Below are 11,591 nucleotides of genomic sequence, written 5' to 3' on the forward strand. Positions count from 1 at the left end.
ATTGCTGACTTGAAAAGCCGTTTGACCAATTAGTTGGCGTTTTTCAGCGAGTCGCACCGCGACATTTTTTCGGTGGCAGGCCCTTACCCAGGTCCCGCCGCGCTTACACCCCTAGGAGTTCTGCAACATGATGGAAACACTCTTGTCCCGTTCGGTCCGCGCTATCTGCCTCGGCGGTATGACCCTTGGCATGACTGCCGCGATCGCTCAGGAAGTTGCTGCGCCACAGCGCGTTGAAGTGACCGGTTCGCGTATTCGCCAGGTTGACCTGGAAACCGCCCAGCCACTGCAGATCATGAGCCAGGAACAGATCCAGAAGTCGGGTCTGGTAACCGTCGGCGACATCCTGAACAACCTGTCTTCGGCTGGCGCCCCTGACTTCTCGCGTTCGGGTTCGCTGACTTCGAACACCGAAGCCGGCGGCCAGTTCGTCAGCCTGCGTAACCTGGGCTCGAACCGCCTGCTGGTGCTGGTCGACGGCAAGCGCTGGACCCAGTCGGTCGATGGCTTCACCGACTTGTCGACCATTCCGTCGGCAATGATCGAGCGCATGGAAATCCTGAAGGACGGCGCATCGTCGATCTATGGTTCGGACGCAATCGCAGGCGTGATCAACATCATCCTGAAAAAGAACATGCAGGGCGGCCAGCTGTCGATCTACACCGGTCAGAATGAAAAGAACGACGGCAAGAACAAGGACTTCTCGCTGAGCTACGGCGCCGGTGACGACAAAGCGTCGCTGATGTTCGGCCTGTCGCACACCGAGCAAGGCATCGTGGGTACGCAAACCCGTGCACTGACCTCGACCTCCTACGGTCCGAATCACCCGTTCGACGGCCTGGGCGCAGGTCCATGGGGTCGCATCACCCCGGTTAACCCACTAACCGGCGGCGCCCTGACCAGCGCAGCTGCGGGCGGCTTCAACCGCTACCTGAACCACACCGGCTCGTTCGACGGCCAGGGCAAGGGTCAGGATTCGCGCAACCCGAATAGCTACCACCCGTACGTCGGCAACAACGACGACAAGTACAACTCGACGCAAGACATGGACCTGCTGTCGCCGAACAAGCTCGACACGCTGTTCGTCAAGGGTGAAATCGCGCTGCCGAAAGACATGCGCCTGAAGACCACCGCGATGTACTCGCAGCGTCAGTCGCTGCGCACCATTGCCGGCTATCCGCTGCAGTCGACCTCGCAAGCCGCCTTCCCGGTCTACGTCGACAAGGACAGCTACTACAACCCGCTCGGCAGCAGCGTCGTCGGCGCCGGCCGTGGCCAGGACCTGTTCTTCCAGCGCCGCACGATCGAACTGCCGCGCGTGACCGACAACGAAAACCGCACGCTGCACATCGACGCAACCCTGGAAGGTGAATTCACCATCAAGGATCTGGCGTGGAACTGGAGCGCCGGCTACAACCACAACAAGGTTTCGGGCACCTCGAACGACACCGGCAACATCAACCTGCTGAACCTGAAGAAGGCTCTGGGCCCATCGTTCATGAACGCCAGCGGCGTCGTGCAGTGCGGTACCGCTGCCAACCCGATCGCGCTCGGTTCGTGCACCCCGTTTGACATCCTGGGTGGCCCATCGGCGTCGAACCCGGACGTGCTGGCTTACATCAACACCAACGGCACCAAGACCTACGGTTCGACCATCAACAGCGCCACCGCCGATATCGCCGGCGAACTGTATCAACTGCCAGCCGGCGCGCTGGGCGTCGCAGTGGGTATCGAGCACCGCGAAGTCAAGGGTTCGGACGTTCCTGACCAGTTCTCGCAGTCGGGCTACTCGACCAACCTGTCGGGTCAGGCAACCTACGGCCGCTACACCGTGCGTGAAGCGTACGCAGAGCTGCAGATCCCGGTCCTGAAGGACCAGCCGTTCGCAGAACTGCTGAACTTCAACCTGGCCACCCGCCACTCGGACTACAGCAACTTCGGCGTGACCAACAACAGCAAGGCCAGCTTCATGTACAAGCCGGTCAAGGACGTGCTGGTTCGCGGTACCTGGGCTGAAGGCTTCCGTGCTCCAACCATCGGTGACACCTTCGGCGGCGGTTCGCAGTCGTTCGACACCTTCCTGGATCCATGCGACACCCGCTTCGGTGAAGCTGCAAGCAACCCGACCGTGCAAGCACGTTGCGTGGCGCAAGGCACCAACGCAACCTACCGTCAGCTGCTGCAGGCCGGCACCCCGGTCACCAGCACCACCGGCACGCAGTCGCTGGTCGCGTTCAACTCGGGCGCTGGCAACAGCTTCCTCAAGCCTGAAACGGCAACCACGAAGACTGTTGGCGTGGTCTACAGCCCATCGTTCGTGACCGGCCTGACCGTTGGTCTCGACTGGTACAACATCAAGATCGCCAACCGCATCACGGCAATCGGTGCTGACTATGTCGCCAACGAGTGCTACATCGCTGGCAACCAGGACTACTGCAGCGTGATTCGTCGCGACCCGGTCACCGGCCAGATCAGCGCCCTGTCGCGCGGAAACGCCAACCTGGGTGCGATGGAAACCGAAGGCCTGGACATGTCGGTCTCGTATCGTCTGCCACGTACCGCCTACGGCCAGTTCACACTGCGTAACGAAACGTCGTATGTCGACTCGTTCCGCACCAACGACGGTCCTGGCACCGAGTGGAAGCAATACGCTGGCGAACTGTTCTACAACCGCGTCAAGTCGAACACCAACCTCGACTGGGCCATGGGCAACTGGAGCGCGACCTGGGGCATGCGTTACTTCAGCCCGGTCAAGGATGCTTGCTGGGATGTGCAGGAACAGATCGAGTGCAGCATGCCTACCTTCGAGACTGCTGACGCAGGCACCGGCGCCAACAAGCTCGGTTCGTACGTCATCCATGACGTGAACGTCGGCTTCAAGACGTCGTGGGATGGCCGTATCCTGTTCGGTATCAACAACGTGTTCGACAAGTCGCCACGCATCGCGTACAACACGCAAGCTTCGGCATCGGCTGTTGACGTCGATCTGGCACTGGACCGTTTCTTCTACGTCCGCTACAACCAGTCGTTCTAATGGACCGGGGTCGCAAGACCCTGTCCTGAAGTCCTGACCTCATGCCCGCCCGGCAATGCCTGGCGGGCATTTTTACATCCCTGCCCTGCCCGACTGGCGCCGACGCGGTATCATGGCGGTTTGCCTGCGGCGCTGCCGCGTGACTCCCTCCCCGTATGACCATCAAACTCAAGAACGACAAAGACATCGCCAAGATGCGTGTGGCCGGCCGCATGGCCGCTGAAGTGCTGGACATGATCAAGGAATTCGTCGTGCCCGGCGTCTCCACCGAAGAACTCGACCGCCGCTGCCACGACCACATCCGCAAGGTACAAAAAGCCACGCCGGCCAATATCGGCTACCACGGCTTCCCGAAAACCCTCTGCACGTCGATCAACGGCGTGGTCTGCCATGGCATCCCGAGCGAGAAGGACATCCTCAAGGACGGCGACATCGTCAACATCGACGTGACCGTGATCAAGGATGGCTGGCATGGCGACACGAGCCGCATGTACTTTGCCGGCACGCCGTCGCCCGAAGCGAAAAAGCTGGTGGAAGTGACCTATGACGCGATGATGGCCGGCATCCGCGCCGTCGGCCCGGGCGCGCGCCTGGGCGACGTCGGCCACGCAATCCAGAAGCTGGCCGAAGGCGCCGGCTTCTCGGTCGTGCGCGACTATTGCGGCCACGGCATCGGCCGCGTCTACCATGAAGAGCCACAGGTACTGCACTACGGCCGCAAGAACACGGGCCTGCTGCTGAAAGAAGGCATGACCTTCACGGTCGAGCCGATGATCAATATGGGCGCAGATGACGTGATCCAGTTAGAGGACGGCTGGACCGTGATGACGCGCGACGGGTCGCTGTCGGCGCAGTGGGAACACATGCTGGTGGTGACAAAAAACGGCGCCGAGATTCTGACGCCGTGGCCGGACAAGCGCTGACCAGAGCGCAGCAAGAAACGCGAAGACAAAAAAAGGGCCGGATCCTGTCAGGGATCCGGCCCTTCTTGCGTTCAGCTTAGAACTTGTAGTTGCCCGTCACGTACAGCTGACGACCGAGCGGATCGGCGTAGCGCGGATCGAACCCGACCTGGTGGCCCGACGAGGCGCGCAGCGACAGCGGCGGTTTGCGGTCGGCGATGTTCTTCATGCCGGCGCGCAACGTGAAGGCATCGGTGAAGGCGTAGCGGCCTTGCCAGTCGAACGTCAGGAACGATGGCACATCCAGGCGGTAGCCGGTGACGTTGAGCCCGGTGTCCAGGTTGCGCACGGTGGCTGCCGCATCGACGTAGCCGTTACGGTAGTTGGCGATCAGCGAGTTCGACAGCTTGCCGGTCTCTAACGAGCTCGACAAACGGACGATGTGACGGAACGTGACGGCGTTATTGATGCCGAAGTAGTTCATGCTGTTGGTGAACTCGTTGCTCGTGCCTGGACGGGTGTAGTCTGACTTGAGCATGTAGGTGCCGTTCAGGGTCGTCGTCCAGGTACCGAAACCAAAGCGCTGGCGCCCGGTCAGGTCCCAGTCGATACCACGGTTGTGGGCCTGGCCGATGTTGACCGACGAGCGCAGGAATGCCCAGTAGGTGTTGCCGGTTGCAGGCTCGGTGTAGGTGCTGTACAGGTTGCGGAACTTGGCCGTGTCGGCCCAGGCTTGCTGCTCGCTGACGGCACTGACGGCATCCTTGATCTTCACATCCCACAGGTCAAGGCCAGCCGAGAAGCGCGGCGACGGCTCGAAGCGCATGCCAACCGTGAACTGCTTCGAGGTTTCAGGACGCAGGTTTTCGTTACCGGTCGAGAGCACGTTGTACTGCGTGGAGCCAGGACGGCACAGGGTCGCATCCTGGATCGGGCAGCCATACGAGCTCGCGGTGAAGCCGGCATTGACCGTTGGCGAGGCCAGGTCGAGCATGTCGGGCGCCTTGAAGCCGGTGCCGTACGAACCGCGGAACAGCAGTTCCGGCATCGGCTGGTAACGCGCCGAGACCTTGTACGTGGTCTTCGACTGGTCGCTGCCGACCTTGCGGCCGCGGACACCATCGTCGATTGCCGAGATGCTGTCGTAGCGCAGCGCCGCCGTGACCTCGATCTGCTTGGTCAACGGGGCCAGCACTTCGGCGAAGGCGCCGACGTTGTCGCGCTTCATGTCGTACCGGGCAGGCGCGTTGAAGTTATAGATCACGCCATTGACCGCATCGGCCGATGGATCCTGCTGGTAGTGATATTCGCGGTAGTCTGCGCCGATGGCCAGCTGGGCTGCGCCGCCGCCCAGGGCGAACAGCTCGCGCGAACCGCGCACGTCGGCCGCTTTCAGCGTGGTCGAGGCTTCACGGATCGAACCGTTGAAGACCGAAGCGTCGATCAGTTTCTGGGTCGCTTCGCTTTGCGCGCCGATCGGTGCGAACGGATCGAACAGGCGGTTGGTCAGCATGTTGCGGAACTCGGCGTTCTTCATGTAGCCGCCGACGTAGCGCTCGTCGATCGAATTTTGCGACCAGGTCAGCGCAGTGTTGATATTCCAGCCGGCGAACTCGCCTTCGATGCCTGCCACCGCGTGCTTCGACTCGGTGATGGTCTGGCTGTCGCGGGTGCCCCAGTCAAACGCGCGGTAGTTGCCCGAAACGGTGTTGACGCGGCCGAGCTGCGTCGCGCTCAGGTAAGGCGCCACATACTGGTTGAATTGCGGCGAACCCGCGACGATCGTGAACGGCGCGGTATTTGGCGCAATGCGCGCGGTCAGGTCGAAGCGCGAGTAAGCGATGTCGGTGAACGCTTCCCAGTTGTCGCCCAGCTTCTTGGTCCCTTTCAGGAACAGGCTGTCACGCTTGTTTTCCGGAACGATTTCCACGGTCTGGACGTAGTCGAACGTGCAGTTGCGTGCGGTGGTGCCGTTGTTGTTGATGCTTGCCACGGTCAGCGTCGGGCAATTGCCGTTAGCCAGCAGGTATGGCGAGAAGCCGACCGATGGCAGCGCAGCGACGCCGGCCGGGTTGCGGAACGCCACGGTGACATTGGCCGGCACCGATGCGGTGCTGGTGTTGTCGTAGACGTAGTTGGCGCCGTTGCGCGAGAACTTGCGGAACGCGGTGTCGGCGAAGTCACGGTCAGTCGAACGGATCTGGTCCTGTTCGTCACGGCGGTAGCTGGCCAGCACGTTCCAGCCGTCGGTGTCCAGGTCACCCATGCCGTACGTCGCGGCGATATAGCGCGAACCGCCCGCCTGGCCGGCGGTCGGCTGGCTGTAGTTCGCTTCGATGTCGCCGCCCTGCTGGTTCTTTTTCAGGACGAAGTTGATCACGCCGGCGATGGCGTCCGAACCGTACAGTGCCGAGGCGCCATCGGTCAGGATCTCGACGCGCTCGACAGCGCTCATCGGGATGGCTTGCAGATTGACCGTGCTGCCCGAACCTTGTGGTGCCAGGCGACGGCCGTTGAGCAGCACCAGCGTGTACGATTCGCCGATGTCATGGATCGAGGCCGACACGCGGCCGCCCGAGTTGGTGCCGGCGGCGATGGCGCCAATGGTGAAGCCCTGCATCGCAGGCAGGGTCTGGAGCAATTCCGCAACGCTGTTGGCGCCGGTCTTGGCAATCGCTTCCTGGGTCAGCGTCTGGATCGGCAGCGCGCCCTCGACGTTGATGCGCTTGATCGCCGAGCCGGTGACTTCGACGCGCTGGATCGGCGCTTCCTGTGCCACGCCGTGGGCAACGGCCAGAGTGGATACCAGGCCAAGGGCAAGGCGCACTGCACGCACGCTCATCTTTTCGTTGAACTTCATTGGATCATCCTTAGTTACATTCATAATCGCGCCAGATTGGAGCATGTCTGTTGATGCTCTCTGCATAGCGCCGATTCATTATGGCAACGCCATTGCCGCTCACCAAGAAGAAATCCGTCTTGCTGACATCGCCAGTTCACGTGGATGTCACATTGCTATGTATTTACTGCGCGTAAATTCTTGCAAAGACATGCAACGTGAATGGATCATCGTTTCTGCGGTCGCGGAACTTCCACTCGGATCGTATTCAAATAGTCACAAATTCGTTGTCAAGTAACAACCACACATAGCCTTTGGTCACAATCTATCCGGCAAGCCAGGCGATCTCCCGGCAACACGACCTCGCCTCGGCGTGGATTCCACAGACAAGTCTCCCCGCCGGGGTGCATGCCTGCCTCACCCTGGTGCCCATGGGATGACCCGCAGCTATGGAGCACAACGGACAAGGGCCGGAACCGCATGCGGTTCCAGCCCTTTTTCAGACCCGCCGGACAGGGGCGGGTGTGAATGTTCGTGGCCGCCTAGAAGCTGTAACGGGCCGTCGCGGTGAAGTAGCGGCCGTACGGATTGTGCAAGCCTTCGTTGTAGCCGGCCAGTGGCGCACCCGCCGTGGCGCCGTAGCGCGGGTCGAACGGCGCCGCCTTGTCGAACAGGTTCTGGACGTTGAACGTGAGCGACAGGTTCTGGATGCCGGTGTAGGTGTAGCCTACGCCGAACCGCACCCATTCCTTGACCTTGCAGTCCGGGAAAGCGCCAAGGTAACCCGGGACCGTGATGCTGGCACTAGGCGCACCTGGACTCGTCGCTGGCTGGTAGTGGCAGAATGCCGCGTCGTAGGTGGTCTGGTTGTCGTACTTGCGCAGCAGCGAAACCGGGCCGGTGTAGTTGGCGTTGGCACTGAAGGCATGCGCACCGCGGGTCAGCGAGGCGGACAGACTCGTTTTCCAGCGCGGCAAGTCGATGCTACTACTCAGGTTCCAGTCGATCAGGCCGGCATTGTAGCCAACCAGATTGCGTTCGGCGTCGCCCGGTTCTTGCTGCAGCGTGTACGAGTGCAGGTAGGCCGAGGTCAGCTTGGCACTGAAATTGCCCCAGTCGCCCAGGTTCTTGCGGAAGGCGATGTCGATATCGATGCCCTGCACTTCCACCGACCCCTTGTTCAGCCACGGCTGGCGCACCGTCAGCAGCGGGCCGGTGCCGGGAATCGGCCTGCCGGCGGCATCGGTGATGAAATTGGCAGGATTCTGATCGCGCACGATCAGGCCGGGATTGGTGTCTTCGTCGCGCAGCGCATCGAACGCCGTACCAAGCGCCACCTCGCCTTCCTTGCGGATCTTGAAGAAGTCCAGGCCGATATCGAAGCTCGGGGTCGGCGAGAACAGGATGCCGAAGGTATAGCTCTTCGATTCTTCCGGCTTGAGGTTCGGGTTGGCGCCACCGGTGCCCGAGGCCGACTTGCGGCAATCGACTTCGGTCGCGTTCGGCTTCGGCGTCACTTCATCGCTTTCGCAGCGGCGCGGGTCATACAGGTTGTTGAGGAAGAACTGCGCGCCCCCTGGTGTCACCTGCGACAACGCCGGTGCCCGGAAGCCTTCGGAGTAGCTGCCGCGCAAGGCAAGGCTGTTGGTCACTGTCCATTTGGCGCCCACCTTCGGCACGAAGTTGGTCTTGATGCCCGGGTACTTGTCCCAGCGACCGGCAAAGTCCATCTCGAAATTCTTGAAGAACGGGGTGCGTACTTCGACGAAGGCCGACTTGACGTCACGCTCGCCATCGATGATGGTGTTGGCCAGGCCGTAGATCTGGCCGGTTGCCAGCAACTCGCCAGGATCCATCTGCAACTTTTCACGGCGCGCTTCGGCGCCCACCGCGACGCCGATCGCGCCGCCGCCCAGCTGACCGAACTGGGTATTGGCCTTCACGTCGAAATGCGTGATCGACGATTTGTCGTCGCTCTGGGTCCGGCGGAACAGGTCCGGGTTGGCCGAGAGCTGCGCCAGCGTAGCGCCGGCGTTCAGTTGGCGCAGCACCGGCAGGTACAGGCGGCCCTCGTAGCTGTCCTTGCGGCGCGCTTCGTTGTAGAGCAGGCCGACTTCCCAGTCCCAGTTGAAATGCGAGCCTTGCAGGCCCGTGAGCAGGCGTCCCTGTTCATTGATCGTCTCGGTGCCGCTCGGGGCATTCTCGAAGCGGTAAGCCACCGAGGCGCGTGCATTCGGGAACGGATTGTCGGGGTGACCGGCCGGCAGGATCGTCTGGTAGGTCGGCGCCACGCCGGTCGCAGTGAAGTTGGTCACCGGCGCGGTGCCGATCGTAATCGGATTGGACGTGTAGAGGCGCTCGGTGCGGGCGTAGGCGCCCTCGACGAAGGCGCGCACGTTCGGGCCCAGCTTGATCGTGCCGCGGGTCAGCAGACTCGCATCCTTGCCCTCGCCCGTGCCTTCCAGATTCTGGTTGGTATCGTAGTTACAGAACGTGCGGTCGACGAACACGCTGGTTGCAGCCAGGCCCATGGCTGTCGAGCCGGTCAACTGGCGCGCCGGATCGCAGTTCGTGCTCAGGCGCAGGCGGTCGGCGGCATTGGCGCGGGTCGCGGTGAACTGGCCGGAGTTGGGCGCGGTCTCGCGATAGAACGCAGGGGCCCCTGACACGGCGCTGCCGTAGGGTGTGGCGTAGCGGTTCGACAGGCGACGGTACTGTTCGAACTCGATGTCCTTGACGTTTTCGCGCAGCACGCGGTCGCGGTCGGACAGGTCGGCCGTGAAGAACACGTTATAGCCATCGGTGTCGAGGTCGCCCGTGCCGGCAACGACGTTGACGCCCTTGCGCTTGAATTCGTTGTCATCGTTGGCGCTGACGCGCGCCGAAATTTCGGCACCCTTGTAGTTGGAGCGGGTGATGAAGTTGATCACGCCGCCAATCGCATCCGACCCGTACACGGCCGAGGCGCCATCGCGCAGGATCTCGACACGCTCGAGCGCGGCCAGCGGAATCGCATTGAGGTCGTACAGCGTCGAGTTGCCATCGTTCGGATCGGCGTACGCGACCGGCGTCATGCGGCGGCCGTTGAGCAGAATCAGCGTGGAGCTCGACGATAGTCCGCGCAGGGAAGCGGTCGACACGCCACGGGAAAACCCGCCGTCGTTGGTGTCGAGGTTCACATCGGACCCCATCGATGGCACCAGGCGAATGAGCTCAGTGACCGTGGAGGCACCGGTTTCGCGAATATCCTTGGCGGTGATGATCTGGATAGGCTGGGTGCCCTCCTTCTCAGTGCGCTTCAGGTTCGAACCCGTGACATACACTTTTTGGGCGCCCTCGCTGCCGGCGTTCTGCGCCAACGCGTACGGGGATGCGGCAATGGCCGAGGCAACGGCGATGACGCTGTATTTCAGGAACGGCTGCTTCATTGATTTCCTCTCGCTGCGATTATTATTATCTGAGTACCTTCGTATGCACGCGGTACATACGACAATAAAGTCTCGCAGAGAGTTAATCAAAATAAAACGATTTTTTATGCGATAGGGTATGTATTTTTTTCTTTGTTGCAAACAGATGACAACTGACTGTCTATAATGCCGGCGACTTATCCACGGCGAATAATGGACCAATCTTTATGCATTTGACCTGAGATATTCGAATCAGTTTTGGCAAAAAAAAACCCGGACGCTGGCAGCGTCCGGGTCGTTCGTCAGTAATGGCAGATTACTTCGCGTTCATCAGCGCAACCGTGGTGTCGAGCATGCGGTTCGAGAAGCCCCACTCGTTGTCGTACCACGACGTCACTTTGACCAGGCGGCCCGACACTTTGGTCAGGGTCGCGTCGAAGTTCGACGAGGCCGGGTTGTGGTTGAAGTCGACCGACACCAAAGGCTCGGTCTGGTACGTCAGGATGCCGTTCAGGGCGCCGTCGGCGGCCGTCTTCATGATCTCGTTGATTTCATCGACGGTGGTGTCGCGCTTGGCGATGAAGGTCAGGTCGACGATCGACACATTGATGGTCGGCACGCGGATCGCGAAGCCGTCCAGCTTGCCGTTCAGTTCCGGCAGCACCAGGCCGACGGCAGCGGCAGCGCCGGTCTTGGTCGGGATCATCGACTGCGTGGCCGAACGGGCGCGGCGCAGGTCTTCGTGCATCACGTCGGTCAGCACCTGGTCGTTGGTGTACGAGTGCACGGTGGTCATCAGGCCGGTTTCCAGGCCGATGGCGTCATGCAGCGGCTTGACCAGCGGGGCCAGGCAGTTGGTGGTGCACGACGCGTTCGAGATCACGGTATCCGAGCTCTTGAGCACGTCCTGGTTCACGCCGAACACGATCGTCGCATCGACGTCCTTGCCGCCCGGGGCCGAGATGATGACTTTCTTGGCGCCGCCCTTGATGTGGGCCGAGGCTTTTTCTTTGGTGGTGAAGAAACCGGTGCACTCGAGCACCACGTCCACGCCCAGCTCGCCCCATGGGATTTCGGCAGGGTTGCGCTGCGCGAATACACGGATCGGATCGCCATTGACGATCATATTGTCGCCTTCGACCGTGACGGTGCCAGGGAACTTGCCGTGAGCCGTGTCGTAGCGGGTCAGGTGGGCGTTCGACTCGGCATTGCCGAGGTCGTTAATCGCCACGATCTGGATGTCCTGTTTCTTGCCGCCTTCGTAGAAGGCGCGCAGGATATTGCGGCCGATACGGCCATAACCATTGATTGCAACTTTGATCGTCATGCTTGGCTCCTGATTAGAAAAAAACTTTTTTCGTAACGAACATAGTAAAACGGACCATCCCTTCGGGACAGTCCGTTTTCTG

General features: G+C 61.3%; 5 protein-coding genes. 2 read left to right on the forward strand and 3 right to left on the reverse strand.

From position 1 onward, the window contains the following. The first annotated feature begins 190 nt into the window (after nucleotides 1–190). Nucleotides 191–3,034 carry a TonB-dependent receptor domain-containing protein gene (locus RCH14_RS02710; RefSeq protein WP_343024614.1) on the forward strand — a complete coding sequence of 948 codons (2,844 nt, stop codon included), beginning with the start codon at nucleotides 191–193 and terminating at the stop codon, nucleotides 3,032–3,034. Between the two features lie 155 nt (nucleotides 3,035–3,189). Continuing rightward, nucleotides 3,190–3,957 carry a type I methionyl aminopeptidase gene (map, locus tag RCH14_RS02715; protein ID WP_343024615.1) on the forward strand — a complete coding sequence of 256 codons (768 nt, stop codon included), beginning with the start codon at nucleotides 3,190–3,192 and terminating at the stop codon, nucleotides 3,955–3,957. 76 nt (nucleotides 3,958–4,033) lie between these two features. On the opposite strand, the gene RCH14_RS02720 is transcribed toward map, so the two are convergent. From RCH14_RS02720 to gap, 3 genes are all read right to left on the reverse strand, one after another. Then, on the reverse strand, nucleotides 4,034–6,796 hold the full coding sequence (locus tag RCH14_RS02720; protein WP_343024616.1) for a TonB-dependent receptor: 2,763 nt from the start codon (nucleotides 6,794–6,796) through the stop codon (nucleotides 4,034–4,036). A 521-nt stretch (nucleotides 6,797–7,317) separates the two neighbouring features. Then, entirely contained in the window at nucleotides 7,318–10,203 is a 2,886-nt protein-coding gene (locus tag RCH14_RS02725) for a TonB-dependent receptor domain-containing protein (protein WP_343024617.1), read from the reverse strand. Nucleotides 10,204–10,498: 295 nt separating this feature from the next. Further along, nucleotides 10,499–11,509 (reverse strand): type I glyceraldehyde-3-phosphate dehydrogenase, encoded by a 1,011-nt coding sequence (gene gap, locus RCH14_RS02730; RefSeq protein ID WP_258836371.1) that lies wholly within the window; start codon nucleotides 11,507–11,509, stop codon nucleotides 10,499–10,501. Nucleotides 11,510–11,591: the final 82 nt, after the last annotated feature.

Origin of the sequence: Massilia sp. MP_M2 (genome assembly GCF_039123635.1) — a bacterium.
GTDB lineage: Bacteria > Pseudomonadota > Gammaproteobacteria > Burkholderiales > Burkholderiaceae_D > Telluria.

Bases quoted from the DNA above. Each gene is read 5' to 3' on its own strand.
- RCH14_RS02710 (WP_343024614.1), top strand. From the start codon at position 191: ATGACTGCCGCGATCGCTCAGGAAGTTGCTGCGCCACAGCGCGTTGAA.
- map (WP_343024615.1), top strand. From the start codon at position 3,190: ATGACCATCAAACTCAAGAACGACAAAGACATCGCCAAGATGCGTGTG.
- RCH14_RS02720 (WP_343024616.1), bottom strand. From the start codon at position 6,796: ATGAAGTTCAACGAAAAGATGAGCGTGCGTGCAGTGCGCCTTGCCCTT.
- RCH14_RS02725 (WP_343024617.1), bottom strand. From the start codon at position 10,203: ATGAAGCAGCCGTTCCTGAAATACAGCGTCATCGCCGTTGCCTCGGCC.
- gap (WP_258836371.1), bottom strand. From the start codon at position 11,509: ATGACGATCAAAGTTGCAATCAATGGTTATGGCCGTATCGGCCGCAAT.